The organism is Neomelitea salexigens DSM 19753 (assembly GCF_000422345.1).
GTDB lineage: Bacteria > Pseudomonadota > Gammaproteobacteria > Pseudomonadales > Spongiibacteraceae > Spongiibacter > Spongiibacter marinus_A.
On record NZ_AULP01000009.1, the window covers coordinates 120,300 to 146,939 of the forward strand.

Annotated in this window: 32 protein-coding genes; 25 read left to right on the forward strand and 7 right to left on the reverse strand. The window is 52.8% G+C overall.

The window, feature by feature from the left end; all coding sequences use genetic code 11:
* Positions 1 to 3: 3 nt before the first annotated feature.
* The 4 genes from H573_RS18285 to cheD are packed head-to-tail and all read left to right on the forward strand — an operon-like array spanning position 4 to position 2,072.
* Positions 4 to 531: a chemotaxis protein CheW gene (locus H573_RS18285; RefSeq protein WP_051171308.1), complete on the forward strand. Its 528-nt coding sequence runs from the start codon at positions 4 to 6 to the stop codon at positions 529 to 531.
* A 9-nt stretch (positions 532 to 540) separates the two neighbouring features.
* Entirely contained in the window at positions 541 to 957 is a 417-nt protein-coding gene (locus H573_RS0113390; protein ID WP_027874708.1) for an STAS domain-containing protein, read from the forward strand.
* A gap of 33 nt (positions 958 to 990) precedes the next feature.
* The gene (locus H573_RS0113395) at positions 991 to 1,419 is read left to right on the forward strand and encodes a hypothetical protein (protein ID WP_027874709.1); all 429 of its coding nucleotides are present in this window, start codon (positions 991 to 993) and stop codon (positions 1,417 to 1,419) included.
* 38 nt (positions 1,420 to 1,457) lie between these two features.
* On the forward strand, positions 1,458 to 2,072 hold the full coding sequence (cheD, locus tag H573_RS0113400) for a chemoreceptor glutamine deamidase CheD (protein WP_051171309.1): 615 nt from the start codon (positions 1,458 to 1,460) through the stop codon (positions 2,070 to 2,072).
* An 89-nt stretch (positions 2,073 to 2,161) separates the two neighbouring features.
* Here cheD and H573_RS0113405 read toward each other — a convergent pair whose 3' ends face one another.
* Positions 2,162 to 3,049 (reverse strand): HDOD domain-containing protein, encoded by an 888-nt coding sequence (locus H573_RS0113405; protein ID WP_161624272.1) that lies wholly within the window; start codon positions 3,047 to 3,049, stop codon positions 2,162 to 2,164.
* A 114-nt stretch (positions 3,050 to 3,163) separates the two neighbouring features.
* Here H573_RS0113405 and H573_RS0113415 point away from each other — a divergent pair, with 114 nt between their 5' ends.
* The 6 genes from H573_RS0113415 to H573_RS0113435 all read left to right on the forward strand — a co-directional run bounded on the left by H573_RS0113415 (position 3,164) and on the right by H573_RS0113435 (position 9,500).
* Positions 3,164 to 3,523 carry a response regulator gene (locus H573_RS0113415; protein WP_027874713.1) on the forward strand — a complete coding sequence of 120 codons (360 nt, stop codon included), beginning with the start codon at positions 3,164 to 3,166 and terminating at the stop codon, positions 3,521 to 3,523.
* A 12-nt stretch (positions 3,524 to 3,535) separates the two neighbouring features.
* On the forward strand, positions 3,536 to 4,003 hold the full coding sequence (locus tag H573_RS19150) for a hypothetical protein (protein ID WP_051171310.1): 468 nt from the start codon (positions 3,536 to 3,538) through the stop codon (positions 4,001 to 4,003).
* Positions 4,004 to 4,005: 2 nt separating this feature from the next.
* Complete coding sequence (locus H573_RS18295; protein WP_051171311.1) at positions 4,006 to 4,398, forward strand: DUF454 family protein; 393 nt, start codon at positions 4,006 to 4,008, stop codon at positions 4,396 to 4,398.
* A gap of 102 nt (positions 4,399 to 4,500) precedes the next feature.
* On the forward strand, positions 4,501 to 5,349 hold the full coding sequence (locus H573_RS0113425) for a CheR family methyltransferase (RefSeq protein WP_027874714.1): 849 nt from the start codon (positions 4,501 to 4,503) through the stop codon (positions 5,347 to 5,349).
* Between the two features lie 60 nt (positions 5,350 to 5,409).
* Entirely contained in the window at positions 5,410 to 8,346 is a 2,937-nt protein-coding gene (locus tag H573_RS19850; RefSeq protein ID WP_051171312.1) for a methyl-accepting chemotaxis protein, read from the forward strand.
* A gap of 56 nt (positions 8,347 to 8,402) precedes the next feature.
* Positions 8,403 to 9,500, forward strand: a complete 1,098-nt coding sequence (locus tag H573_RS0113435) for a protein-glutamate methylesterase/protein-glutamine glutaminase (protein ID WP_036256792.1) — start codon at positions 8,403 to 8,405, stop codon at positions 9,498 to 9,500.
* Positions 9,501 to 9,512: 12 nt separating this feature from the next.
* Here the strand turns inward: H573_RS0113435 and H573_RS0113440 are convergent, their stop codons facing one another.
* The 3 genes from H573_RS0113440 to H573_RS0113450 form a co-directional block, all read right to left on the reverse strand.
* Positions 9,513 to 9,794, reverse strand: a complete 282-nt coding sequence (locus H573_RS0113440; RefSeq protein ID WP_027874716.1) for a late competence development ComFB family protein — start codon at positions 9,792 to 9,794, stop codon at positions 9,513 to 9,515.
* Between the two features lie 117 nt (positions 9,795 to 9,911).
* Entirely contained in the window at positions 9,912 to 10,325 is a 414-nt protein-coding gene (gene arfB / locus H573_RS0113445; RefSeq protein WP_027874717.1) for an alternative ribosome rescue aminoacyl-tRNA hydrolase ArfB, read from the reverse strand.
* Between the two features lie 13 nt (positions 10,326 to 10,338).
* A complete protein-coding gene (locus tag H573_RS0113450; protein ID WP_027874718.1) occupies positions 10,339 to 11,286 on the reverse strand; it encodes a glutathione S-transferase family protein in 948 nt (315 codons plus the stop codon).
* A gap of 265 nt (positions 11,287 to 11,551) precedes the next feature.
* Here H573_RS0113450 and H573_RS0113455 point away from each other — a divergent pair, with 265 nt between their 5' ends.
* From H573_RS0113455 to H573_RS0113525, 15 genes are all read left to right on the forward strand, one after another.
* A complete protein-coding gene (locus H573_RS0113455) occupies positions 11,552 to 13,108 on the forward strand; it encodes a fatty acyl-CoA reductase (RefSeq protein ID WP_027874719.1) in 1,557 nt (518 codons plus the stop codon).
* 209 nt (positions 13,109 to 13,317) lie between these two features.
* On the forward strand, positions 13,318 to 13,788 hold the full coding sequence (locus H573_RS0113460) for a Na+/H+ antiporter subunit E (protein WP_027874720.1): 471 nt from the start codon (positions 13,318 to 13,320) through the stop codon (positions 13,786 to 13,788).
* Positions 13,788 to 14,069 (forward strand): MrpF/PhaF family protein, encoded by a 282-nt coding sequence (locus tag H573_RS0113465; protein WP_036256795.1) that lies wholly within the window; start codon positions 13,788 to 13,790, stop codon positions 14,067 to 14,069. The genes H573_RS0113460 and H573_RS0113465 overlap by 1 nt, the downstream gene beginning before the upstream one ends.
* Positions 14,069 to 14,383 carry a monovalent cation/H(+) antiporter subunit G gene (gene mnhG / locus H573_RS0113470; RefSeq protein WP_027874722.1) on the forward strand — a complete coding sequence of 105 codons (315 nt, stop codon included), beginning with the start codon at positions 14,069 to 14,071 and terminating at the stop codon, positions 14,381 to 14,383. Before H573_RS0113465 ends, mnhG begins: the two co-directional genes overlap by 1 nt.
* A gap of 48 nt (positions 14,384 to 14,431) precedes the next feature.
* Positions 14,432 to 15,406 (forward strand): Na(+)/H(+) antiporter subunit B, encoded by a 975-nt coding sequence (locus H573_RS0113475; RefSeq protein ID WP_267878908.1) that lies wholly within the window; start codon positions 14,432 to 14,434, stop codon positions 15,404 to 15,406.
* Positions 15,399 to 15,755, forward strand: a complete 357-nt coding sequence (locus tag H573_RS0113480) for a cation:proton antiporter subunit C (protein WP_036256799.1) — start codon at positions 15,399 to 15,401, stop codon at positions 15,753 to 15,755. The genes H573_RS0113475 and H573_RS0113480 overlap by 8 nt, the downstream gene beginning before the upstream one ends.
* A complete protein-coding gene (locus H573_RS0113485) occupies positions 15,749 to 17,224 on the forward strand; it encodes a monovalent cation/H+ antiporter subunit D family protein (protein WP_027874725.1) in 1,476 nt (491 codons plus the stop codon). Before H573_RS0113480 ends, H573_RS0113485 begins: the two co-directional genes overlap by 7 nt.
* Positions 17,221 to 18,693: a proton-conducting transporter transmembrane domain-containing protein gene (locus tag H573_RS0113490; protein ID WP_027874726.1), complete on the forward strand. Its 1,473-nt coding sequence runs from the start codon at positions 17,221 to 17,223 to the stop codon at positions 18,691 to 18,693. Before H573_RS0113485 ends, H573_RS0113490 begins: the two co-directional genes overlap by 4 nt.
* Positions 18,690 to 18,941 carry a hypothetical protein gene (locus H573_RS0113495; RefSeq protein ID WP_027874727.1) on the forward strand — a complete coding sequence of 84 codons (252 nt, stop codon included), beginning with the start codon at positions 18,690 to 18,692 and terminating at the stop codon, positions 18,939 to 18,941. The genes H573_RS0113490 and H573_RS0113495 overlap by 4 nt, the downstream gene beginning before the upstream one ends.
* The gene (locus H573_RS0113500; protein ID WP_036256801.1) at positions 18,931 to 20,631 is read left to right on the forward strand and encodes a Na(+)/H(+) antiporter subunit D; all 1,701 of its coding nucleotides are present in this window, start codon (positions 18,931 to 18,933) and stop codon (positions 20,629 to 20,631) included. The genes H573_RS0113495 and H573_RS0113500 overlap by 11 nt, the downstream gene beginning before the upstream one ends.
* 85 nt (positions 20,632 to 20,716) lie before the next feature.
* Positions 20,717 to 21,220, forward strand: a complete 504-nt coding sequence (locus H573_RS0113505; protein WP_027874729.1) for a lipocalin family protein — start codon at positions 20,717 to 20,719, stop codon at positions 21,218 to 21,220.
* A gap of 64 nt (positions 21,221 to 21,284) precedes the next feature.
* Complete coding sequence (locus H573_RS0113510) at positions 21,285 to 21,635, forward strand: DUF4870 family protein (protein ID WP_027874730.1); 351 nt, start codon at positions 21,285 to 21,287, stop codon at positions 21,633 to 21,635.
* Positions 21,636 to 21,730: 95 nt separating this feature from the next.
* The gene (rnk, locus tag H573_RS0113515) at positions 21,731 to 22,144 is read left to right on the forward strand and encodes a nucleoside diphosphate kinase regulator (RefSeq protein ID WP_027874731.1); all 414 of its coding nucleotides are present in this window, start codon (positions 21,731 to 21,733) and stop codon (positions 22,142 to 22,144) included.
* Between the two features lie 72 nt (positions 22,145 to 22,216).
* Complete coding sequence (locus H573_RS0113520; RefSeq protein ID WP_027874732.1) at positions 22,217 to 22,936, forward strand: SIMPL domain-containing protein; 720 nt, start codon at positions 22,217 to 22,219, stop codon at positions 22,934 to 22,936.
* 125 nt (positions 22,937 to 23,061) lie between these two features.
* Positions 23,062 to 23,934, forward strand: coding sequence for a hypothetical protein (locus H573_RS0113525; RefSeq protein WP_154653905.1), 873 nt, complete (start codon positions 23,062 to 23,064; stop codon positions 23,932 to 23,934).
* Positions 23,935 to 23,995: 61 nt separating this feature from the next.
* Here H573_RS0113525 and H573_RS0113530 read toward each other — a convergent pair whose 3' ends face one another.
* The 3 genes from H573_RS0113530 to H573_RS18305 are packed head-to-tail and all read right to left on the reverse strand — an operon-like array spanning position 23,996 to position 26,637.
* Complete coding sequence (locus H573_RS0113530) at positions 23,996 to 24,838, reverse strand: SDR family NAD(P)-dependent oxidoreductase (RefSeq protein ID WP_027874734.1); 843 nt, start codon at positions 24,836 to 24,838, stop codon at positions 23,996 to 23,998.
* On the reverse strand, positions 24,835 to 25,782 hold the full coding sequence (locus tag H573_RS0113535; RefSeq protein WP_051171313.1) for an alpha/beta fold hydrolase: 948 nt from the start codon (positions 25,780 to 25,782) through the stop codon (positions 24,835 to 24,837). The genes H573_RS0113530 and H573_RS0113535 overlap by 4 nt, the downstream gene beginning before the upstream one ends.
* A 39-nt stretch (positions 25,783 to 25,821) precedes the next feature.
* Entirely contained in the window at positions 25,822 to 26,637 is an 816-nt protein-coding gene (locus H573_RS18305; protein WP_036256804.1) for an SDR family NAD(P)-dependent oxidoreductase, read from the reverse strand.
* Positions 26,638 to 26,640 lie beyond the last annotated feature (3 nt).

Below are 26,640 nucleotides of genomic sequence, written 5' to 3' on the forward strand. Positions count from 1 at the left end.
CGAATGACAAGTGAATACAGCAACAGCCCTGACGATCAGTTGAGCGCCGGCGATGCCAACCAGTATCTGACCTTTGTGTTGAACGGTGAAGAATACGGCGTCGAAATATTGCGTGTTCAAGGTATTCAGGGTTGGGACACCGTGACACCTATTCCGAATTCGCCGGACTTTGTCCTTGGTGTCATGAATTTGCGGGGCGCTATTGTTCCAATTATCGACCTCCGAAAGCGTTTTAATATGGAGGCCATACCCCACGGTCCGACCACGGTGATTATTGTTGTCAAAGTCGAGAGCGCTGACAAACCCAGAACCATTGGTATGGTGGTTGACGGGGTATCGGAAGTGTATCGCTTAGATGATGCCAACATACAGGCCTTGCCTGAAGTCGGCGCGGGTGGCGTGAGTAGTGACTATGTGAAAGGTTTGTCTACCGTCGATGAAAAGATGCTCATTCTTCTAAATATCGACAAGCTTTTCTCTGGGAATGAACTCAACCATGATGCGCCGGCGCATATGGCGAAAACGGCGTGAGAAAACGCGATGGCAGATGAAGAATTTATTATTCTTTTGGGTGATGAGCCTGAAGAGGGTTCGGGCGCCGACGTAAACGGCCCAGAACAAGGTTCGGCGGCTTCGAACGCCGAAGACGACGGTTTTGTTGTTCTACTCACCAGCGAACAGAGTGAGGTCGGTGGTAGGTCACTTCCCAGTGAACTTGTTATTGCCAGTGCCGGTTCTCTCTATCAGGTTTTGGCTGAATTTGCTGCCGACACAGACGGCGATATCAGTATAGATGCATCGACCGTTGAGCAGGTCGATAGTGCCGGTCTGCAGTTATTGGCGTTGTTCCGACAGAGTCAGCAGAAAACCGGTCGAGAGGTTAGCTATCAAGGCTTTCCTGACGAAATCGATGCCGTGATACGTCGTGCAGGGTTCGCCTCGTTGTTGGCAGCATGACCCCTTAAGTGGGAACCCGGGAAAGAGGCTTTAATGGTGGTACTCAGTCGAGAGGTAAATCGCGGTATGTCACCGAGGTCGGAAGAGGACCGGCGAGTACTCTCTGTATATACGGCTCAATTGCGCGCGGTTGCATCGGAGCTCGAGGATGAAGCCTGTGACATTATTCTTCTGTTCATGGAGATTACTTCAGCACTGGATCGGATGGAGCGCGATGGCGGCAGTGAGCCTGAGGATGTTGAGGCGGTCCGCAACGCATTAACTGCCATTACAGAGCGCCTGCAGATGTTTGATAGCAGTGCTCAGCGCCTTGGTCATATTGCAGACAGCGCTGAGCGAATGAAGGCATTGGATAGCGAGCATTCTGAGCTTGCAACATTAGCTAGCAGCTACAGCTGCCCGGTAGAACATGACGTGCATCGCCAAGTATGTAATGAGGCTGGCGACGCACTAGACCAATAGTAGGGCCATAACAACGGGCGGAGCGCGTTTGCTTGAATATGCCAAATCGCAATCGAAGTGAAATCTCCGAACACTACCCTGGCGTCTCCTGCCACTGGGACAGTGTACACAACGTGTATGCGGTTCGCGTATTGCCAGGGCAATACTACGTTACAGACCGAAGTGATCAGATGATATCAACCGTGCTGGGGTCGTGTATCGCAGCCTGTATTCGCGATCCTGAGATTGGTGTCGGTGGTTTAAATCACTTTATGCTGCCCGGCGGCGACGTCGCTGCAGATGGTGTGGCGGCGCGCTACGGTATTTACGCAATGGAGCATTTGATCAACGATATTGTCCGTCGTGGCGGTGATAAAAGGCGCTTGGAGATCAAACTGTTCGGCGGCGGCAAAATAATGCGAGGACTCACTGATATTGGTGCAAAAAATATCAAATTTGTTCGAGAGTTCCTCAGTGTAGAAGGCTACCCGATAGCTGCCGCAGACTTGGGCGAGAGTTTTTCCAGGAAGGTGAATTATTTTCCCACTACGGGCCAGGTGTTAGTGAAGAGATTGCGTTCTCTGCATGCACAGCAAATTGCCAGAGAAGAAATCGACTACGGTAAAACATTGGTTGAGAAGCCGGAGTATGGTGATATTGAACTCTTTGACTAGGGCCTGTTAACACTGGATGAATCCCACCTATTGAAGGTTATTTTGCCGATAGCTAGGAGGAGTGAGCGACGTTAAGTGGGCCTAAATATTTAAGCAGAAAATGCCTGGAGAATGTCTTCAGCACTGGCTTTGATGTCGCCAATAATCTCTGTTGCCTGGCTTGGGCTCAGACCTAAAGTCTGCCACGCTGCGTCCAAAATCGGCGCCGCCTCAGAAAAATCGTTGCTGTCGAGTTCACATAACACAGCGAGGCTATTTGCGATATGCACCACATATACCAGGTCTGGAATGTCCTCTAGTTTACTCGGTGTGTGGTGAGCAAGAATACTCTCTTGAATGGACGTTGGCAGTGACCACTGACTGGCTAATTCGTAGCCGACGTCACTGTGGTCAAAGCCAAAAAAATCTTGCTCAGTTCTATAAGTTTCCAGACCGTCGTTGTCGAGCAGCGATTGTGAGAAACATTGTTCACCATGCTCTTTTGTCGCGTTATATAAAATAAGATCGCCAATATCGTGTAGCAGGCCTGCGGTAAACGCCACGCCGGGCTCCACTTTCCCGCAAATGTTGGCGATATTCTGCGCGATCAGTGCGGTATAAATGCTGTGGCGCCAAAACTCGTCAATGGAAAAGGCGGCGTTTTCGACGCCTTCGAAGCAGCGTGCAACCTCGATTCCCGTTAATACTTGATTGATCGTGCGAGAACCAATGCGGGTAATCGCTTTAGGGACAGTGTCGACCTCCGAGACACTGGGGAAGGCTGCGCTGTTTGCCACTCGAAGTAATTTTGCTGTTAAGGCAGGGTCTGATTCAATGAGTTTAGCGACGTCTCGAACGGAACCATCTTCGCTATTAATCACTTTGCCAACTTCAATGGCGATACTCGGAAAAGACACCAAGGAGCTCGCATTTGTTACCAGTGATTTTGCACTTTCCATTGGCGTAATCCCGGAAAAGTTATCTGTAAACAATCTCATTGGCAGCGCCTTTGCAACAATAGGTATGTTCACTAATTGGGGGTTTCGCGATGTGTGTGCTGGAATTATTAGCATAGAGGTATTGCGCAATTTCGATGAAAAAGGTGGCTAAGCATGAACATACTTGTGGTCGACGACAGTGCGGCGATGAGAAATATGATTATTAGAACATTGCGTCAAGCAGGCTTTGACGGCAATGACGTTTCTCAGGCTGAGGATGGCGCCGTGGCCCTGGAAATGGTGAAAGGGCAGTTGCCAGATTTAGTCCTCGCAGATTGGAATATGCCAAATATGACCGGCATCGAGCTTTTAGAAGCCATGAATGAGGAGGGGCTGAAAACCAAGTTTGGGTTTATAACCACCGAAGCCACTTCAGAAATGCGTGCCAAGGCGACCGCCGGTGGCGCGAAGTTCTTGATTTCAAAGCCGTTCTCTGTGGACTCCTTTCAAAAAGTACTAAGCGCGATCATGTAGAAGGAAAATTCCATGGCATCACTGTTAAAACCCAAGGCCGGTTCGGTAGCGAGTATGCTCGCCATGCTTTTCGGCGTCGATGACTTAGAGGTGGGCGACGGTGATGCGTCTCTGCCATCATCTGCGATAGGGGCGAGCTATGTCGATGATGAGGGTGCACTGGTTGCTATGCTCGTTGCCGATTATTCATTCGCCGCATTTTCGGGAGCCGCACTTTCAATGATTCCCAAAGGTGGCGCTGAGGATATGGCTAAAGACGAGGATCTCTCCGAGGGTGTGCGGGCTAACTTCTACGAAGTGGCGAACATTTGTTCGCGATTGCTGATGAATGATCAATCCACCCATATAAAGCTGGTGGAACTCGTCGAAGGGGCTGCGTTGGCAGATGCCGTTGGCACCCTAGAGGGTTCAGCGGTGGTAGGTTTTAACGTGCCGATCCCGCGCTATGGTAATGGCAAGTTATACTTCGTCGTCTCGTAGCGATGAAAGCGATAGAAGCGACTGGCGTCGCACGGATGTTTTATCTGTCTGCGGGGCTTCTGTTCCTGTTACTGGCATTGGCTGGTGTGTTTCTGCCATTACTCCCGACCACTCCCTTTTTGCTGCTTACCGCAGCGTGTTTTTCAAAGAGTTCTGAGCGCTGTCATCAACGTTTGTTAGCGAGTCGTTTGTTCGGCCCGACGATAAAGCGCTGGGAACGTCAGCGCTGTGTAAACTGCCGAACAAAATGGATCGCCGTCTTCTCTATGCTTGCCGTTGGAGGGTGCTCGGTTGTCTTTGCCGTCCCGACACTCGCCGGACAAATCGCCTGCGCCGCCTTAATGGCTGTTGGAGGCGCGGTGGTGATTTCTCTGAAGACCTGTATTTCTCATTGATGGTTATCGTAATTGCGGTAGGTGCCATTACTTATGGTCTGTGAGGCAATCGCTATGATGTACTCAGAGTGAAGTTTCAGTGCTTAACCTAGGGGCGTTGCTGTGAGTGCTGCGGAAGATCTATCTGACGTGAAGTTTGAATTTCAGTTCAAAGATCGCGACTTCGATAAGTTAAAAGAGATAGTGTACGCGCGCACAGGGATTACCTTGGGGGAGGAAAAGCGTCAACTCGTATACAGTCGCTTTGCCAAGCGTCTTCGTAAATTGAATCTTCGCAATTTCTCGGAATACATTGAGTACTTCGAGCAAAATGAGGAATCGGAAGTCACCGATTTTATCAACGCCATCACGACAAACTTCACCAGTTTTTTCCGGGAGCCGCACCATTTCGAGTTTCTTAAAGACTTTATTGCCAGCCGTGATATGGCGTCCAAGTATTGCCGGATTTGGTCAGCTGGATGCAGCAGTGGTGAAGAGCCTTACAGTATCGCGATGACGGTATTGGATAGCATCGCTAACCCAGACTCATGGGATCTGAAGATTCTGTGCACCGATATCGACACGTCAGTATTGCGCAAAGCAGAACAGGGTGTTTATGACGCAGCGCGCGTTGAAGGTATTGATGAGCGGCTGCTATCCCGTTTTTTTATGCGCGGAAAAGGCCCGCGCAAAGGATTCGTTAAGGTTCGCGATGACGTGCGCACCAATATGGTGTTTCGCCAACTGAATTTTTTAGATGAGTTCCCGTTTAAGAAGGGTTTCGATCTTATTTTTTTTCGCAATGTCATTATCTATTTTGATAAAGACACGCAAAGAAAAATATTTAGCAAAATTGCAAAACTACAAAAACCTGGTGATGTGTTGATCATTGGCCACTCTGAAAATCTCGCGGGGGTGACCGATAAGTACGCACTGATCGGCAGAACGATATATCAGCGATTAGATAATTAGCCGGCTCTCATGACCAGAGGTATGAGATAGGGCAGCATAGATAGGTTCAGGAGAAATCATATGGCAGCGCAGAATACAAAACCCGCAACGGCCCGCCGTACTACTAGCACTGCGAAGACCCCCCGTCGCAGCAAAGCCGATCAACAACAACTTCAGGAGTTGGCGCGTTGGCGAACTGCCGTCGGTGGGGCGATGACCGCTATCATGATGGTCGACCGCGACCTCGTGGTCACCTATGTGAATGACTCCACGCAAAAGCTACTTGCTAAGCACGCAGATGCCTTGGCGGCCACGTATCCAGGCTTTGATGCGAATAATATCGTGGGTACCTGCATCGATATTTTTCACAAGGATCCGGCCCATCAGCGCGGCTTGCTGGCGAACCCTGGCAACCTACCACACTCGGCCGATATTCATGTCGGCGAACTTATTTTCAATATCAACGTGACTGCGCAAATTGATGATAGCGGTAATTATATTGGTAACACGCTTGAGTGGTTAGACGTGACGGCTCAACGCGCTCACGAAGATAAGGTTGCGCGGCTACAAACGGCGGTAGATAGTGCGATGACCGCTATTATGATGGTCGATCGCGATTTGACGGTGACCTATGTGAATACGGCAACTGAGGCGTTGCTGCAAAAGCACGGCGCTGCGTTGGCGTCGGTATATCCAGGCTTTGACGTGCAAAATATCGTCGGCACCTGCATCGATATTTTTCACAAGGACCCTCAACACCAGCGGCGGTTACTGGCAGACCCTGCAAACTTGCCGCACTCGGCAGATATTCATGTGGGCGATCTCACCTTCAATATCAATGTGACTGCGCAGATAGATGGCAAAGGCAATTACATTGGTAACACCTTAGAGTGGCTCGATGTGACAGACGTTCGAGCTAAAGAAACGGAGGTTGCACGTCTGCAGACGGCTGTTGGCTCGGCGATGACAGCGATCATGATGATTGATCGCGATTTTAATGTCACCTATGTCAACGAATCTACGCAGACCCTATTGGGCAGTCATCGAGAGGCTTTGGCAGCGATATACCCAGGCTTCGATGTCGACAATATCGTTGGCACTTGCATTGATATCTTTCACAAGAATCCCGCTCATCAGCGCAAAATGCTCGCCGACCCAGCCAACCTGCCGCATTCGGCCGATATTCACGTAGGGCACCTGACTTTCAATATTAATGTGACCGCGCAAATCGACGCCAAGGGTAATTACATTGGCAACACCTTGGAGTGGCTCGATGTTACCGAGCAGCGCGCACGCGAAACGCAGGTGGCGGCATTACAGTCTGCAGTAAACGGCGCTGATGCGAACTTTATGATGTGCGACGCTGACCTGAATATTACCTACGCGAATCCCGCGGTAGTAGAAATGCTAAAAAACCGCGAAGCAATACTAAGGGAGCATTTCCCGGGCTTCTCTGCTGATAATCTTGTCGGGCAGTCTATTGACCAATTCCACAAGAACCCCGCGCATCAGCGTGGGCTGCTTGCCAATGTGGCCGCGCTGCCGGCGAAGGCGGAAATTAAAATTGCTGACCTGGAATTTGAGGTGAACGCCACCGCAATTTTGGATGCAAATGGCGACTACATGGGCAATATGGTCGAGTGGAAGGATATTACGGAGCAGAAGGATGCCGAGCGGCAGATTGCCAGCCTGATTTCCGCAGCGGCTGAGGGGCAGCTTGATCAGCGCTTGGATGCGGAGAACTATTCTGGCTTTATGCAGCGGCTTGGTAAGTCTGTTAACGGTTTGATGGATGCCATTGTCGATGATCAGAATAATGCAGAGCAGCAGATTAAAGAGCTGGTAGATAGCGCCATTGCAGGCCAGCTTGAGGCGCGGATTGACCTTGATGGGACGACCGGATTCCTACAGCGCCTTGGCGAGGGTTTGAACAGCCTTATGGACACCATTGCAGAGCCGCTTAGAGAAAGCTCGCGCGTCATGGAAGCGCTTGCTGAAGGTGATTTGATGGAAGTGATGGCCGGTCAGTATCAAGGCCAGTTCGCGTCGATGCAGGATGCAGTCAATACCTCTGTGGGTAACTTGAAGGACATGGTGGTGCAGATTCGAGAGGCCGCGATGGGTATTCGCAGCTCCGCGTCTGAGATTGCGCAAGGTAACCTCGACTTATCGAATCGAACGGAAGCTCAGGCCGCGTCGTTGGAAGAGACCGCATCCAGCGTTGAGCAATTTACTGCAACGGTTAAACAGAATGCTGAGAATGCCTCGCAGGCAAATACCCTGGCTTCCGGGGCGCGGGGACAAGCAGAAAAAGGCGGCGATGTTGTCGGCCGCGCGGTCGATGCAATGCGCGAGATTAATTCGTCTTCGAAACGTATTTCCGACATCATCGGGGTGATCGATGAGATAGCCTTCCAGACTAACCTGCTTGCGCTTAATGCCGCCGTCGAGGCCGCGCGCGCGGGAGAGCAAGGGCGTGGTTTCGCTGTGGTGGCATCAGAGGTACGTAATTTGGCACAACGCAGTGCGGAGGCCGCCAAAGAGATTAAAACCCTGATTAAAGACAGCGTCGAGAAAGTCGAAGAGGGTTCAAGGTTGATAGACGAGTCTGGCTCAACGCTTGAAGAGATTGTTCAAAGCGTGAAAAAGGTATCGGACATTATTTCTGAAATCGCGCTGGCCAGTCAGGAGCAGTCAGCCGGCATTGAGCAAGTGAATAAAGCGGTATCAGAGATGGATAAAGTGACCCAGGAGAATGCGGCACTGGTAGAGCAGGCTGCGGCGGCCAGTCAGTCAATGGATACTCTCTCTTCTGGCCTGAGTGACCGGATGAACTACTTTAAAATTGGTGAGCAGGCAGAGGCGCCCATGGGCCATGGCGTAGCGCCTGCAAGCAAGACGGTGGCACCGCTGCGTAGCCCCTCCAGAGCGAAGCCCGAGGCGGCGGGAAGCAGTGCAAACTATCACGGCGTAAGTGGTAAGCGCGTATCCGGCGGCGACGAGTGGGAGGAATTCTGAGTGTATTGAAAGTCACTCAGGGAAGGGGATAAGGCGTTCATTGGTTAGAGGTGTTTATGCCGGAGCAGCGTATTAAGGTATTGGTGGTTGATGATTCAGCGTTGATTCGGCACTTACTGACGGAAATTCTGTCTTCAGACCCGGGTATTGAAGTGGTTGGCGTGGCCTCAGACCCGTTTATCGCCAGAGAAAAAATTAAGCGGTTATCCCCAGATGTGATCACCCTCGATGTAGAAATGCCGCGCATGGATGGCTTGCAGTTTTTGCGCAATATTATGCGCCTGCGGCCGATGCCTGTGGTGATGGTGTCATCCTTAACTCAGGCGGGGGCAGCGGTCACTCTCGAGGCTTTAGAGCTTGGCGCGGTGGATTTTGTCGCGAAGCCAGAGGTCGATGTTGCAGAGGGGATCAAGGCCTATGCCGACGACTTAATTGAGAAGGTTAAGGCGGCGAGTGTTGCCAATGTAAGCCGCTTAGCGAGCGAAGTAGAGCACAAAAAAGTAGCGAGTAAAAAGGCGAACAAAACAGCCTTGAACTTTGGTACTACGGATAAGATTTTGGCGATTGGCGCTTCCACGGGTGGAACCGAGGCGATTCGCGAGGTCTTGCAAGGGCTACCTGCCGACACACCTGGCACGGTCATCGTTCAACATATACCTGGTATGTTTAGCTCGGCTTTCGCCAAACGTATGGATGGCTGCAGCGAGATGGCGGTATGTGAAGCGGAAGACGGCATGCGGGTGCTGCATGGTCACGTCTATATTGCGCCAGGGGGCAAACACTTGCGATTGCGGCGCGACGGTGCGCGCTATTATTGCGTGGTTGATGAGACGGAGCCGGTCAATCGTCACCGGCCCTCTGCCGATGTGTTGTTTGAGTCAGTGGCCCGTGAGATGGGCAAAAATGCAATGTGTGTATTGCTCACCGGCATGGGGAAAGATGGCGCCGCAGGCATGCTGGCGATGCGTGAGGCAGGAGCCCTGACGCTTGCCCAGGACGAAGCCAGTTCGGTGGTATGGGGGATGCCGGGTGCGGCATATCAATTGGGCGCTGTACAGGAATTACTGCCGTTGAGAAAAATTGCGCCTCGCCTCTCTGAGCTTTACCAAGCCTCAAAAGCCAGTAAGGAGCTGGCGGTGGTCAAGGGGCAGTAGTGTTGCCTGATATTATTCCGACCGCGACTCTTTTCGACGGTTGCTCCCCATCACAATTGTTGCATCATTCAATGCTCGCGTAACCTGTTTTTGCAGAGCCGCACGCTCTTCTTTGCTCATGTACATAAGCACATCAATAGCATAGCGAACATACTTTGGAGGTAGTGCGTTTAGCGTCAGACAAAAAAGGTCTTGCAGATAGTCGTTGTCATATTTGTCGGCCAGGCCACGCAGGGCAATCTCTTCCTCCACCAGCGTTTCCATATAATTTTGAATATCTTCTGCCAAACGCATCGTGCTCTCCTTGGATTTCGCTATCGCCCTGGGCCGTGCTAACGCTATGAGTGATAGTGTCAGATGCCTCGGGCGAGGGCGGTATACGGTATATCCGAGGGGCGTCGGGGAGAGGGGTTAATCGAACACTTTCTTGCGAAGGGCTTTGATGTTCCCCCGTTTGGTTTTGCTGTCCATCCTTTTTGCTTTGGCGCTTTTGCTTGGCTTAGTGGGGCGACGCGCTTTACGGGTAACAGCGACGCTGCGGATCAGTGCCTGAAGGCGTTGCAGGGCATCTTCGCGATTTTGTTCCTGAGTGCGAAACTGCTGGGCTTTAATCACCACGATACCGTCTTTGCTGATGCGTTGATCTTTCAGGGCCAGAAGTTCTGTTTTATAAAACTCAGGCAGCGATGACGCGCGAATATCAAAGCGGAGGTGTATGGCCGAAGACACCTTGTTGACATTTTGACCGCCCGCGCCCTGAGCGCGAATCGCACTCAGTTCAATCTCGTTATCAGGTAAGCGGACGGCGTTTGAAATTTCCAGCATTTTCAATAAGGCGCTATTGGTTGCGATTGTGTGGGCGACGGTAGTCGATGTCTGGGCCGACAGGTACGACCTGCGTGGGATTGATCATCGGGTGACTAACGTAATAGTGCCGTTTGATATGAGAAAAATCCACCGTATCGGCGACGCCAGGCCATTGGTACAGGTGGCGAAGGTAGTTTGACAGGTGGGGGTAGTCCTCAAGGCGCTGGCGATTGCACTTGAAATGCCCATGATAAACAGCATCAAAGCGAATAAGGGTGGTGAAAAGCCGCCAGTCTGCTTCGCTTATGGTATCACCGCACAGAAAACGCTGTGTGCCGAGCTGGCTTTCAATCGTGTCTAAGGTTGAAAAAAGGGCCTCGTAGGCGTCTTCATAGGCCTGTTGCGTTGTCGCAAAGCCACAGCGATATACGCCATTATTTACCTTGTTGTAGATCTCGTCGTTGATGGCATCGATATCCGCTTGCAGCGATTCAGGGTAGTAGTCCTGCGTTTTTTCAGCGAGGTCTGCAAAGGCGTAATTGAATTGCCGAATAATATCGGCGGACTCGTTATTCACTATGCGCTGTTGTTTTTTATCCCATAGCACCGGCACGGTAACGCGTCCGCTGTAGTCATGCTGGTTTCGGGTATACAGTTCGTGCAAGTACTGTGCGTTGTGAAGCGGATCGCCGCTGCTGCCCTGGTCAATATCAAAGGTCCAGCCGTGTTCAAGCATGATTGGGCTTACCACGGAAACAGAGATCAGCGTTTCAAGCTTTTTTAAGCGGCGAAAAATCAGCGCTCGGTGTGCCCATGGGCAGGCTAGCGATACATACAGGTGATAGCGGTCGGCCTCTGCCGGGAATTCATCGCTACCGATTTGGCCGCGGAACTGTGATTGTTCGCGCTTGAATTCTCCTCGATTGTTATCCGTATCGTACCAGCGGTCGTGCCATTTTCCGTCTATGAGTAACCCCATCGTTCTCTCCGTATCTCAGTGTTCACGGATAGTGTATGGCCAGAGCGATTAATTATGGGTCGTGTTTGTTGTTGAATCCGATCGAAAAACCCGATGCCTCATCTAAAGGGTTAGTTACAAGGTAACTGGCGTGTTTCCTGCAGGTGAAATGCTTACAAAGCGGCTGACGGGATGTCAGCGCGGTGTCATGTGGTCGTCAACTGTGCTTGCTAGCGTTAGAAGCCGATCAATGTGGCGTTGAAATTCGCGATAGGGGGCAATAAGGATGCGGGATCTGAATCGAGATAAGTCGTCGACGATAGCGGCCCTGACGGGTAAGCAGGTGCTGATTACCGGTACAACGGGGTTCTTGGGCAAGGTGTTGTTAGAGAAGGTTCTGCGCACGACGCCGGGCGTGGGCGGTATTTACTTGCTCATGCGGGGCAATCGCCATTTTCGTGATGCCACTGACCGCTTTCGGGAAGAAGTGATCTCCTCCTCCATTTTTGACACCTTGCGGCATGAACTGGGGCAGGAGGGCTTTGAGGCGCTGATTGCAAGTCGCGTTCACTGTGTGACGGGGGAAATTACCGCACCGCGGTTTGGTCTGACGCGCACAGTCTTTACGGCGTTGGCCGACAAGCTCGATGTGGTGATCAATTCCGCAGCGAGTGTAAATTTTCGTGAGGAGTTGGATCGAGCGCTGGAAATCAATACGTTCTCCCTGGAAAACGTCGCGAAACTCTGTGAGTTGGGGGGGAATATACCACTTGTTCACGTGTCCACCTGCTACGTAAACGGCTACCGGTCGGGTGATATCCACGAGACGTCCGAGGGCCCTGTTGGGCTGGAGTTACCTGAGGGGCCGGGTAGTTTCTACGAAACCTCGGCCTTGATTGAGCGCTTGCAGCGCCTTGTTGAGGAGTTGCGCGGGCAATACGAGGGACGGGCGCTGAAGGCCAAGCTCATAGAGCATGGCGCGAAGGAAGCGCAAGCTGCGGGCTGGAACGATACCTATACCTTCACCAAGTGGCTGGGTGAGCAATATTTGTACAAGGTGATGCGAGGCTACTCGCTGACGGTTGTTCGTCCGTCGATCATCGAGAGCACACTGCGCGAGCCAAGCCCAGGGTGGATTGAGGGAGTCAAGGTCGCCGACGCGGTGTTGATGGCATATGCGCGCGGTAAGGTTGCGTTCTTTCCCGGTAAGCGGGCCGGGGTGATCGATATTATTCCGGCCGATCTCGTGGCCAATGGGGTATTGCTCTCGACAGCCGAGCAGTTGCTCGAACCGGGCCAGCATCGCATCTATCAATGTTGTAGCGGTGGCCGTAACCCACTAATGCTGGGAGACTTTATTGACCACTTGGTGGCAGAAGCCAGCAGTCATCACGGTGACTACGACAAGCTTTTTAAGGCGCCGCCCCGCCGGCGATTCACGGCGGTGGATAAGCGTGTATTCAGTAGCGTCGCAATGTGCGTTCAGGTGGCGCTGACGATTGTTGGCGCGATATTGCGTCGTCTCGGACGGCGCGGCAAGCTTAGAGCGCGGCGAAATATCGACACGGCTGTCGAGCTCTCCAAAATATTCTCTTTCTATGCTCAGCCCAATTACTGCTTTCACGGCGACAAGCTGCTTTCATTATCGAAGTCGATGGGCGCTGTCGATCAGGAGCTGTTCCCTGTGGATGCCGGCGTGATTGATTGGCAGCACTATATTCGTCACGTTCATATGCCGGGATTAAACCACTATGCGCTGCAGGGGCAGCCCTCAGTAAGGTCACAGCAGCGGCGCGAGGAAGTGAAAACGGCGCCGAAAAACCTGACGGCGACCGAGGCTTGAGTGGGCCGGGGGCAATTAGAACCGATTTTTCTGGACTCTGTGAGAGAACCTTTTTTACAATCCAAGGGCCTCGGCGACCAAAAACGACGATTTTTCGGGCTTTTGGTATGATCTAGGTCAATAAAATAACAATCCGTTGTCGGAGTTCGTGGGGTGATGCGCCTCAGGTTTTCGCAAGGCAACGACTCGCTGTGCTGTTTAGGAGACTTATGCGACATACTGCCAGTGTAACTCTGGTGTTGGCCGCTATTTGGCTGGGGAATTCCGGTCATTATGATGCGCTGTTACTGAGCTTTGGGGTTGTTTCCATCGCCCTCGTGCTGTGGATCACACATCGTATGGATGTTGTCGACCACGAGTCACAGCCGCTTCATCTCACCACAAAGCTTCCTGCTTACTACTTCTGGTTGTTCAAAAAAATCGTCGCCAGCAATATCGATGTGATGATACGTGCCTGGCGGGGACCGTCGTCAATCAGCCCGCAGTTCGAGCGTGTGCCGGCGCCTCAGAAGACGGATATCGGCCGGGTGATTTATGCGAACTCCATTAATCTGACACCGGGTACGCTCTCCGTGGTGGTTGAAGACGATTACATCTTGGTGCACTCCCTGAGTAGCGACGGTATGGCTGAGTTGAAAAGCGGTGAGATGAGCCGACGAGTTTGCGGGTTGGAAGAATAATGCTGACAGTTACTACAGTGACGTTGCTACTGGTTATGGCCTTGGCGCTGTCCAGAGCGTTCGTGGGGCCCACCGTATTTGATCGCATTCTTGCAGCGAACATGTTCGGAACAAAAACCGTCCTGCTGATAGCGGTAATTGGCTTTCTATTCGGTCGGCCCGAATTTTTAGATATCGCGATGGTATACGCGCTGATTAACTTTATTGGTGTGATCGGTATGCTCAGGCTTATCGAGTACCTGGAAGATGAAAATCGCAATGCTCACGAGGACGATGTGTGATGGATGTCTATGAGCTGCTAAGTGCCATTTTGCTTGCCATCGGTAGCTTCTTGCTGCTGTCTGGCGGCATTGGGGTTTTGCGCTTCCCCGATGTGTACAGCCGTATGCATGCGGCTGGCATTACTGACACCCTCGGTGCATGCCTGATACTGCTGGCGCTGATGCTGCTTGCTGGTTTGAGCCTGGTGATGGTTAAGCTGCTGATGATACTCGCGTTTTTGTTGATAACTGGCCCAACCTCAAGCCATGCTTTGGGTAAAGCTGCATGGAAGTCAGGCGTTAAGCCGCTGATGGGCAAAGCGTTAAATCGCTGAAAGTGTGATAGAGGCCGGGAGGACTTCACCATAGAACTTTTTATTGATATCAGTTTGCTGAGTATGCTGGTTGCCACCGCGATCGGTATAGCGGTGAATCGCGATCTGCTGTCTGTGGTGATGCTGTCGTCCATTTACGGATTGTTGTCAGCGAACTTCTTCGTGACGATGGATGCCGTGGATGTGGCGTTTACTGAGGCAGCCGTCGGTGCTGGGATCTCGCCGCTGCTTATGTTTACAACCATGGCCATTGTCGGGCGCTACGAAAAGCTTCCCCACCGCTGGTCGCTGTCTGCACTGGTATTGGTGAGCATTACCGGTGCGCTATTGTTAGTGGCTACCATGGATATGCCCGCGTTTGGTGCGCCGGATGCACCGGCACAGCAGCATGTTGCGCCGCGCTACATCGAGCAGTCGGGGCAAGAGGTGGGTATTCCCAATATTGTTACGTCTGTGTTGGCGACCTATCGTGGCTTCGATACCTTTGGTGAAGTCACGGTGATTTTTACCGCGGGTGTCGGTGTGCTGTCATTACTGATGATTGGCGATAGGGCGACCAAACCGCTTTCCAGTCATCTACTGAAAGCCAGTCAGCACAAAATCCTGCGCATCGTCAGCAAGGTGCTTATTGCGCCTATTCTGCTTTTTGCACTGTATGTTCAATTCCACGGCGACTATGGCCCCGGCGGCGGCTTTCAGGCGGGGGTGATCTTCGCCGCGGCGATTATTGTTTACACCATGTTGTTCGGGCTGGATTCCGCGCGCCAGGTGATTGATCAAGGCTGGGTAAGGGTGATGGCGGCGGTCGGTGTGCTGCTGTATGGCGCCGTCGGTGTGGTCTCCATGGTCAACGGTGGCAACTTTCTTGACTACGATGTGCTGGCCAAGGACCCAATTCACGGCCAACACTACGGCATCATCGTTATCGAGCTGGGCGTTGGCATTACCGTTGCAGCAGTGATGGTGCTGATTTATTTCTCCTTTGCCGGGCGCTTGGTCGACAGGGGGCATCAAGATGACTGACATGCTGCTTACCCATTACAACTATTGGGTTGTGATGGTGTTGATGATGATTGGTTTTTATATCGTGATCGCCCAGGGCAACCTGGTCAAAAAGCTCGTGGGTTTGAACATCTTCCAGACCTCGGTGTTCATTTTGTATATCAGCGCGGGCAAGGTATCGGGCGGCAGTGCACCCATCTTGGATGACGCGATTTCGGTCTATTCCAACCCGCTACCCCACGTATTAATTCTGACTGCGATCGTTGTGGGCATTGCGACCACTGCACTAGGGCTGGCGCTGATCATACGCCTGCGCGAGGCATACGGCAGTGCGGAAGAAAAAGATATTCAGGAACAAAATCAGTGTTGAGTCACCTTCCCATACTGCAGGTTATTTTACCGCTTCTTGCGGCGCCGTCGTGCTTAATTCTTGGTCGCCCGGCGCTGGCGTGGGGATTTAGCTTTGCTACCAGTGCTGCCGCCATGCTCATTAGCATGCTATTGCTGCAACAAGTTTGGTTAGAGGGCCCCATCAGCTATTTTCTCGGCGGCTGGGAGGCGCCCTGGGGGATTGAATACCGCATAGACCTGCTCAATGCCTTTTTACTGCTGATCGTCTCGTCGTTAAGTACGGTAGTGTTGGCGGGAACCCGTCAGAGCGTGGCAGCGGAGGTCGAAGCGAATAGACAAACGCTGTTTTACGTGTCGTGGTTGTTATGCCTCGCCGGTTTACTTGGCATCCTCGCAACAGGCGATGCGTTCAATGTTTTCGTCTTCCTGGAAGTGTCGTCGCTGTCGACTTACACGCTAATCTCTTTAGGCCGTGACCGCAAAGCGCTGTGGGCCAGTTACCAATACCTGATTGTTGGCACCATCGGCGCCACCTTTATCCTGATTGGTATTGGTCTCATGTACATGATGACCGGCACCCTCAATATGCAGGACCTCGCACAGCGCCTGCCGGTTGTTGCGGACACTCGCACGGTTTTCGCTGCCTACGCCTTTGTGATTGTTGGCGTGTGTTTGAAATTGGCGCTGTTTCCGCTGCATTTGTGGCTGCCCAATGCGTATGCGTATGCCCCGTCGGCAGTGACTGCATTTCTTGCAGCGACAGCGACGAAAGTTGCGGTGTACTTGCTAATTCGCTTTAGCTTTACGGTATTTGGTGCCGACTTCAGCGCCATGGATATACCCCTTCATCAGCTATTTATCGCCCTGGGCTTGATCGCGGTGTTTAGCGCTTCGCTGGTGGCAATCCTGCAGATCGACATTAAGCGCGCGATCGCCTATTCAAGCGTCGCTCAGATCGGTTACATGATTATCGGCTTGGGGCTTGGCACTGCGGCGGGCTTGCAGGCAACCCTGTTGCATTTATTTAATCACGCGCTGATGAAAGGCGCGTTGTTTATGAGCCTGGCAGCGGTGGCGCTGCGTATGGGCAGCACACGTCTGGATGACTTGGCAGGCTTATCCCAGCGTATGCCACTTACTGCCATGGCATTTGTTCTCGGTGGCTTGAGCCTGATCGGCGTGCCGCTCACAGTCGGGTTTATCAGCAAGTGGTATTTGGTTATCGCGACGCTGGAAATGGGCATGTGGCCGGTTGCGGCACTGATACTTGTCGGCTCTTTACTTGCCGTTATGTACATTTGGCGCGTTGTTGAGGTGATGTACTTCCGCGACCCGCCGGCATCGACTCAGGTTTCAGAAGCTCCCGTCAGTGTATTGCTGCCGCTCTGGTTACTGGTGATCGCCAATATTTATTTCGGTATCGATACGGCGCTACCCGTATCCGTGACGGCTGATGCAGCCCAAGCGCTGTTGGGGTGGGGCAAATGACAATGACCACAGAGCTGTTGATCAGTCTAACGATCCTTACGCCTGTATTGGCAGTGCCGGGTATTTTACTGTTCGGCAACAAGCAAAACCTGCGTGAAGCGGTGTCACTCATAGCCGCCGCGGTATTGACCTGGCTTTCATTGAACCTCTTTCAGCAGTTGCAGGCGGGCACCGTGCTGGCCGCGCAGTGGTGGGAGCTATTGCCAGGGTTGACGATCGCTTTCCATATCGAACCCCTTGGGATGATGTTTGCGCTAATCGCGAGCTCGCTGTGGTTTGTGACAGTGGTGTACGCCATCGGTTATATGCGTGGCCATAACGAACAGAATCAAACACGTTTCTATGCCTATTTTGCTGTGGCGATCGCCGCCGTGATGGGGGTCGCTCTTGCCGAAAATCTGTTTACGTTATTTGTATTCTACGAAGTGCTGTCGCTTTGCACCTACCCACTTGTTACCCACGCGGGTACGGATAAAGCCAAGCACGGCGGGCGTGTTTATCTGGGCATCTTGTTGAGTACATCCATCGCGTTTTTTCTGCCGGCGATGATTATTACGTGGATGCAAAGCGGCACGCTGAGCTTCACACCGGGAGGCGTCTTCGCGGACGGCACATCCGTTGTTTTGCTGTCGGTGTTGTTGTTGCTATTTGCCTTCGGTGTCGGCAAGGCTGCATTGATGCCGTTCCACCGGTGGTTGCCGAGCGCGATGGTGGCGCCGACGCCGGTTTCAGCTTTGCTTCATGCCGTGGCGGTGGTAAAAGCGGGTGTCTTCACCGTGCTGAAGGTCGTGGTATTTATCTTTGGTATTGATGCGGTGCAGTCGCTACCGGTTACGCAGTGGCTGATCTATCTGGCATGTGCGTCTATTCTTCTGGCGTCGCTAGTGGCCATGCGCCAGGACAATATTAAGGCGCGATTGGCATATTCCACTATCAGTCAGCTTGGCTATATTACCTTGGGCGCCTTCCTTGCCAGCGCCAATGGCGTGTTGGGAAGTGCTCTACACATTGCCATGCATGCGGCGGGCAAAATCACCCTGTTCTTTTGTGCGGGTGCTATTTATGTTGCTGCGCATAAAACGTTGGTGAGTGAGCTGGACGGGTTAGGTCGAAAAATGCCCTATACCTTTGCGGCGTTCACTATTGCGGCCTTGTCGATTATTGGCTTGCCACCCACTGGCGGAACATGGAGCAAATGGACGCTGATGCTGGGGGCTGTTGATAGCGATCAGTTATTTGTATTGGCAGTGTTAGCGCTGAGCTCGCTGTTGAATATTGTTTACCTTTTAGAATTGCCGGCGCGGGCCTTTTTGCGCTCTGCTCCTGCTAGTGAAAGCGATCACCACCATGGTGGGGAGGCGCCCTGGCCATCACTATTGGCGCTGTGCGTTACAGCGCTTAGCTGTATTGTGCTGTTTTTTACCGCAGGGCCCATTATGCAGTTTCTGCAAGGAATTAGCCTGACATGAAGACATCGGATAAAAAAGCATGGCTGGAGCAGCCGGCCAATGTCGACAAGTTGGTCTACCTGGTCTATCTGATTTGTGGCGTCTTACTCGTCGCTGAATTTTTTTACGAAAAGCACCCTTATTTTGGCTTTGATGGATCTTTCGGCTTTTACGCGGGCTTCGGTTTTTTGGCGTATTGCACGATCGTTTTCTCTGCAAAGGCGCTGCGTCGTGTGTTGAAACGTAGCGAGGATTATTATGGCGAATGATTGGCTGATGAATCCCGCCCTGTTGATGATGTTGGCAGGGCTGCTGGCGATTCGCCTTCCCACCAAATTACTGGGCCCCCTGGCGGTAGTAACGCCGGCGCTGGGCTTGCTGATGCTTTGCCAGTTGCCCAATGGCGAACAAGGGATTGTTTCGTTATACGGTTTAACACTGACGACGCTGCGCGTGGACGGCCTCAGTTTCGTTTGGGCGGTGATCTTTCATATTGCTGCGATACTGGCGGGATTGTATGCCTGGCATGTGAAAGACCGCATGCAGCAATCTGCAGCGCTGGTTTATGCCGGTGCCGCCATTGGCGCCGTGTTGGCCGGCGACTTACTGACCTTGTTCTTGTGCTGGGAATTAACAGCCATTTCCTCTGTGCTGTTGATCTGGGCAAATCGCACGGCACGCGCTTATACCGTGGGTCTACGCTACCTGGTTATTCAGGTGATTTCCGGTTTGTTATTAATGGCCGGCGCGATTGTTCACTATCAAGCGACAGGCTCGTTGGCGTTTGATCACCTGGGTTTAGATAGCCCCGGTGGCTGGATTATTTTCCTGGCCTTCGGCATTAAATGTGCGTTTCCACTTCTGCACAATTGGTTGCAAGACGCCTATCCAGAGGCCACCGCAACGGGAACCGTGGTACTGTCGGCGTTCACCACTAAGCTGGCGGTTTACGCTCTGGCGCGGGGCTTTGCCGGCGAGGATATATTAATCACCATTGGCGCGGTGATGACGGCGTTCCCGATCTTCTTCGCGGTAATTGAAAACGATCTGCGGCGGGTACTCTCCTACAGTCTGAATAACCAGCTTGGTTTTATGGTCGTTGGCGTTGGTTTGGGTACCGAGCTGGCGTTGAACGGCGCCGCGGCCCACGCTTTTGCCCACATCCTCTACAAGGCCTTGCTGTTTATGTCGATGGGGGCTGTACTGCTGAGAGTCGGTACGGTTAAGGCCAGTGAGCTGGGCGGCTTATATAAATCCATGCCGTGGACCACGCTATTTTGTATTATTGGTGGCATGTCAATTTCAGCGTTCCCGCTGTTCTCTGGCTTTGTTACCAAGTCAATGATTCTTACCGCGGCAGCTGCCGAGCACCAGTGGTTGGTCTGGACGGTGCTCCTGTTTGCCTCGGCCGGGGTGCTGGATCACTCGGGCATTAAAGTGCCGTTCTTCTCCTTCTTTTATCACGACGCCGGGCATCGCGTTAAAGAAGCACCCTGGAACATGCTACTGGCGATGGGGGTGACGGCCTTCCTGTGTATTGCTATTGGTGTTTGGCCTGAACCCTTATACGCGATTCTGCCTTTCCCCGTGGATTACAAGCCCTATACCAGCTACCACATCATCACGCAGTTGCAGCTACTGATGTTTGCCGCGCTGGCGTTTTGCGTGTTAATTCGCAAAGGCTGGTACCCGGAAGAGATTCGCTCTACGAACCTGGATTTCGACTGGGTATACAGACGTTTGTTGCCGGCCGTCGTGAAGAAACTGTTGGCGTGGATGTGGCGACTCGACTCGGCAGTGCGTGCTGTGGTGATGAAGGCCGTTCATGCCGTTATTGAAAAAGTGGCGCAGAGCCACGGACCGGGCGGAGTGATGTCGCGCAACTTGTCTACGGGCACCATGGTAAGCTGGCTGTCGGTATTCTTGGCGCTGTATTTATTCTTTAGCTTTTACTGGTAAGCTGTTCCCAGATTAGGCGTTGTGACGGGAGCTTTGGCTCCCGTTTTTGATTGGGTGACCACTGGATAATTGAGGAGCGCCAGCCATGCGTAGCGTGTCATTGTGTCTGCTGATTTGTTTTCTGTGCGGTTGTACCTCGTACCCTGCCGGGGCGCCGCCGGTGGATAACTTTGTGCTCGATCGTTATCTGGGGCAATGGCATGAAATCGCTCGGCTTGATCATCGCTTTGAGCGCGGTTTAAGCAAGGTTACCGCCCAGTACGAGCGCCGTGAGGATGGCGGGGTACGCGTGATTAACCGAGGCTATGATGCTGAGGCTGGCGAGTGGAAAGAGGCAGAAGGTCGCGCCTATTTCGTTGGAGATACGTCGGTTGCGCATTTGAAAGTGTCATTTTTTGGTCCTTTTTATGCGTCTTATGTCGTGTTTGGCTTGGACGAAAACTACCAGCACGCCTTTGTTTCTGGGCCAGACCACGACTATTTGTGGTTGCTGGCGAGGGAGCCGGAGGTTAGCGAAGACGTTTGGCAGTCCTTTTTGCTCAAGGCAGAGCAAGCGGGTTTTGACACTGGCGCGTTGATACGCCCTTAATCGTGATCTAAGGTCGTCGGATAGCGATTGTGTTAAGTGCATCTATCAACAAGGAGTGGACGATATGACGCAAGCTGCGATGCCTTCATCGTCGGCGGAAAATATGGCCAAGGTTGTCTATGTGTTGTATCTGGTCAGTCTGGTATTTGGCATTACCGCTATCGTTGCGGTTGTTATTGCCTACATCAATCGCGATGACTGCGCCCCTTGGTTGCGAAGTCACTATCAGTTTCAAATACGCACATTTTGGATTGGCGCGCTTTACGTCACGCTGGGCACGGTATTGTCGTTGGTGCTGGTGGGCTGGCTTATTTTATTTTTTTGTCTAATATGGCTGGTAGTGCGCTGTATCAAAGGGCTCAAAGCTCTGGACGCACGCGAGCCATACCCGGATCCCCTCGGCTGGCTGTTTTAACCTCATTTAGATTTACTCCACAGACACGCTCGCAGCGCGAGGGTGTTCGCTACGTCGCATGTGTGGAAAGGCTGGACGTAACAAAGAGAGACATCATGGATATCAGGCCAAATATTACTATTTCATCCTTGGACGCGGAGCGTCTTGAGGCTTTGCTGGACTCGCCGGCGGCGGCCAATGCGCCGGGCTGCGAGGAGCTGGAGGTCGAGCTGGGACGCGCAGAAATTGTCTCGCCAAGCGACATGCCACCCTCAGTAGTGAGTATGAACTCGACGGTGCGCTTTAAAGAAGTCTCCACTGACCGCGAGTTCTGCATGACCTTGGTATACCCGCGGGATGCTGATGGTCAGGGTGATAAAATCTCGATTTTGGCGCCGGTAGGAAGCGCTTTGCTGGGGCTTTCTCAGGGGGATACTATCGAGTGGCCAAAGCCCTCTGGTGGTGTATTGCAGGTGCGAATAGAAGAAGTTATTTATCAGCCCGAGCGGGCGGGCGAGCTTCATCGCTAGTGCGACTGGAATCTATTTCAGCTATGAGGGGCTGTTGGCTATCACTATGCCGCCCCTAACGAGGACAATACGATGAACCTCTTTTCCCGAAGCAGTGCCGCCATGTTGGGCGTCAGCCTGATAATCGGTCTGGCCTCGCTGGGGGTGTTGCTTGCCGGTGCCGTTCATGACTTTAAACAGTATGAGCGCAGCGTGCGTGTGAAAGGCTTGTCTGAACGCGAGTATAAAGCTGATATTGTCATCTGGCCCATTCAATATACCTTGGCCAGCAATCAGCTCGGTGCGCTCTATGATCAGCTTGAAGCGAATGCGGCAGCGGTTAGCAGCTTTTTGCTTGAAAATGGCATTAGCGCGCAGGAGATCACGCGAGCGGCCCCCGTCATTATCGATAAATCGGCACAACAATACGGTGGCGGCGGGCGCGCGGAGTTTCGCTACACCGCGAATCAGTCGGTAACGGTGTATTCCACGAAGGTGGATGCCGTTCGCGAGCTGATGGGGCAAGTTTCGCAGCTTGGCAAGCAGGGGATTGTGTTAACGGGCGGTGATTACCAGTCACAGACCGAGTATCTGTTTTCGCGCTTGAATGAAGTCAAACCGTTGATGATCGAGAAAGCGACGACGAAGGCCAGAGAAGTTGCGCTAAAGTTTGCTGCAGACTCACAGAGCGTTCTGGGCAAAATCAAACGCGCGAGCCAAGGCCAGTTCTCGATCAGCGACCGCGATCGCAACAACCCACATATAAAGCGTTTACGGGTTGTGTCGACGGTAGAATACTACCTGTCTGACTAAGGTTCACAGTATGGGGTGTTGGCGCTAGTGAAGCGCTCTTTCTCCTGATACATTCTACATCGTGAGTCAGCGCGGCCTCCCTGCGCTGCCATAGGATATGGAACGCACTCTCAAGGACGATAACAATGAACACACCAATCAATAAAACTCTCCGCTCTTGTCTCGCTATGTCATTCGTTGTGGTGGGCGCGAATGTGACCGCCGGTACGGCAACTATCGAATCAGATGGGGAGCGAAATCTTCTGGAGTTTCGCGGTGAAGAGTACCTGCGTATGCAGGCAGACCGCGATGGCTACATGTTACACAGAAACGGCACGCTCTATGTTGTCAGTGGTGACGAGGGCGAGGAGACCGTTATTGACGCCTCTGCGGCGATGAAAATGTTCGGGGGAATGATACCCGATGTAGGCCCGAGCGCGACGGGCGTTCACAGTTTGCGAAATACCGGCCGAAAAGAAACGGTGGCAGGTGTGAAAGGCGAGGTGTGGATCGCCGATTACACTGACGAAGAGGGCCGGCATCAGGTGGAGATGGTGCTGTCAAAGGATGCCGCCGCCAGGGAAATGCGCGATGCGATGATGGGCTTCATGCGCAGTATGGTTAAAGCCAGTGGATCAAATTCCGATCAGGCCGATGAGATGTTCGAGCAACTGCGAAAGCGCGGCTATGGCTATCTTCGTGTTGGCAATGACATGAAAGTTGTTGCGTTGTCGGGCAAGAAGATCGATAAGCGCCGTTTTGTGTTGCCTGCAGAGCCGATGCAGATGCCTAACTTAGGCAACTTTGGTGCGGCGATTTCAGCAGGTGCTGAAGTGGAAGGTGATGAGCAGAACGCGCAGGGCAGTGCCGGCTTTAGTTTTGGCAGCATCTTTCAACAAAAGGCTGCACGTCAGCAAGAACGAGCGAAAGATAGAACGGAAGAGGAAGTCGACAAACAAACCGATAACGTTGTCGATAAAGCGTTGGATAAGGCGTTTAATAAACTCTTTGGTAACTGAGGCAACGCGCTGTCTGGAGGCTGGCAGGAGCGCAGGAGCGCTGCCAACCTCCGAGCGGTCATCAATGGGCTTGGCGGCGTGATTTCACCGCAAAGGTGAACAGGCGTTGATAGCCCGCCGGGAAGGCGCGCGCTAAGAAGTCAAAAACCCGGGCGTCCGGGCCGATCAGCACGCGGCGGCGATTTTTCTCCACGCCTTTGATAATTACTTTGGCAGCACTCTCTGGCGTATTGAAGAATAGCTTTTCAAACTGATTTACGGCGTCATTGGCGCTGTTGCCAGTGGCTTCGGCCACGCTGGCGTTCACCTTTGAGTGCTTTGCGATGTTGGTTTTAATCCCACCGGGATGAACGCAGGTTGCGCTAACGTTGGCGTCCGTCAGCTCCAGGTCCTGCCGCAGGGACTCGGTAAAGCCCCGCACCGCGTATTTACTGGCGTTGTAGCCACTCATCAGTGGTTGTGCGGTTAAGCCAAACACACTTGATATATTGACGATATGCCCGCTTCCGGACTGCTCCAGCAGAGGGAGGAAGGCCTTGCTGCCGTAGACCGTTCCCCAAAAATTAATATCCATTATCCACTCGTATTCTTCCAGGCTTAAGCCCGCTACGGTGCCTGACAATGCAACGCCCGCATTGTTGATGACGACATTCACTTTGCCGTGATCGCGCTGCACGGCGTCGGCCCATTTGAATACCGCTGCTTTATCGCTGACATCCAGCACTTGCTGAGTGACTTTTAGGTTACTGGCGGAAATAAGACTGACAGTTTCCTCGAGCCCGGTTTCATCGATATCGGCCAGCGCCAAGTGGCATTTCTTTTCCGCCAGTTGCAGGGCGAGGGCCCGACCTATTCCCGAGCCAGCACCTGTAAGCGCGACGACCTTGCCTGCTAGGTTTTTCATTGGGCTGACTCCGAGTATTTGGTCAAAAACTGTTGGTAGCGCGCAGCACTCTCTGCGGGAATTTCCAGCATGGGCATATGGCCGATGCCTTCCCACACAGTGACTTCCAGCGTAGGAATCGCCGTGCGCCAGGTGTCGACACTACTCACGTGGATAAGTTGGTCTTCACTGCCCCAAAGTAATAAAGCAGGGGAGCGCAGACTGGCCAATCGCGGTTCTAGCAAGGCGGTACTGTGAAAGTCATTGAAGATTTCAGCGAGTTCAGTACGACGCTGCTGGTAGTCTTCAGCCATTGCATCCAGTACGACGCCGGGCATCCATGGCGGTTTGGCCATCGTCATGGCATAGAACTCACGGAACTGATCGCGTTTTTCCACGAGGAAGGGATTGCGCCCTTCGGCGAGCAATTTTTGCATTGTACTGGGCTCTGGCGAATTCACTCCCGCCGGGTCAACGAGCCCGGTCGTTAATACGCGCTCTGGGTAGCTGAGTGAAAAGTCGGCACTGATGAAACCACCCATAGAGTTGCCGATGATATGCACCTGGTCGATGTGCAGTGCATCCAGCAAGCCTTGGAGGCGCCGGGATTGCGCGCTGATACTGTAGTCGCCGCCGCTGACAAACGCGGTGTCACCGTGACCGGCCATATCCGGGATAATAACGTGGTAGTCGTCGACAAAGTGCTTGGCAAAACGCAGCCAGACGTCCTTATCGGCGCTATAGCCATGCAGCATCAGCAGCGTAGGCTGCTCTGGATTGCCGCCTTGGTACAGACTCATCTCCAGTTCGCCGATATCGACACGGCGCTCCTTGAAGCCATAGATCGATGCCTCGCCCGCCATACTGGCGGTATAGAGGAGGTGCCCCAAAGCGGGGTAGCTGTGATAACTCCACAGTCCACCGGCAATCAGGGTGACAAATGCAATCAGTAGAAACTTTTTCACGAGCGCGTTCCTTTGTAGTGTTGGAATTATTATGGCGGGTTAACGTTGTTTGGGGTATTCGCTTAGGTCGATGACCGAGCGCATTTCGCGCCATATGATTCTGGTTAGCCACTTAAGTGGGACGAATCGCGCGCCCAACCAGGTTTTTCCCGACCCGTTGCCGTACACCAGGCGCGGCTGGTTACGGCGAATACAGGTAATAAGTTTGGCGGCAATTGCCTCGGGTTTGGTGCTGAGGAAGTGATCGGAGAAAGCGCGGCTGCGATCCTGGCGCGCAATATTGGTGTCGATGCCGCCAGGGTGCACGAGGTGGACTTGAATGGGACTGGTATGCAGTTCGGCCATCAGTGCTTCGGTATAGCCGCGCACCGCAAATTTACTGCCGCAGTAGTCACTGTGATTCGGGGTGCCCACCAAACCGAAGATGCTGGAGATGTTGACAATGGCACCCTCATTATTGGCCAGTAGTTGGGGGAGAAAGGCCTGGCAGCCCTGGATAACGCCGAAGTAGTTCACATCCATTACGCGGCGATAGTCACTAAGGTCTGTTGCCCAAGCCGGTTTGGCGCTGCCCTCGATACCGGCGTTATTGATAACAATATGTGCCGGCCCCAATTTGCTTTTCACCGCGTCGGCAAAATCCGTCATGGCCTCGTGGTCACTGACGTCTAGGCACTGATGAAAGACGTCTGTCGAGTTGGCGTCCAGCTGCGCCACGGTCTCGGTCAAGCCGTCGCTGTCGAGGTCACACAGCGCGAGTTTACAACCTTGTGCGGAAAAGGCATGGGCGTAGGCGCGGCCCATGCCCGAGCCGGCGCCCGTGATCACAACAACTTTGTTAATCAGGTTTTTCATTAT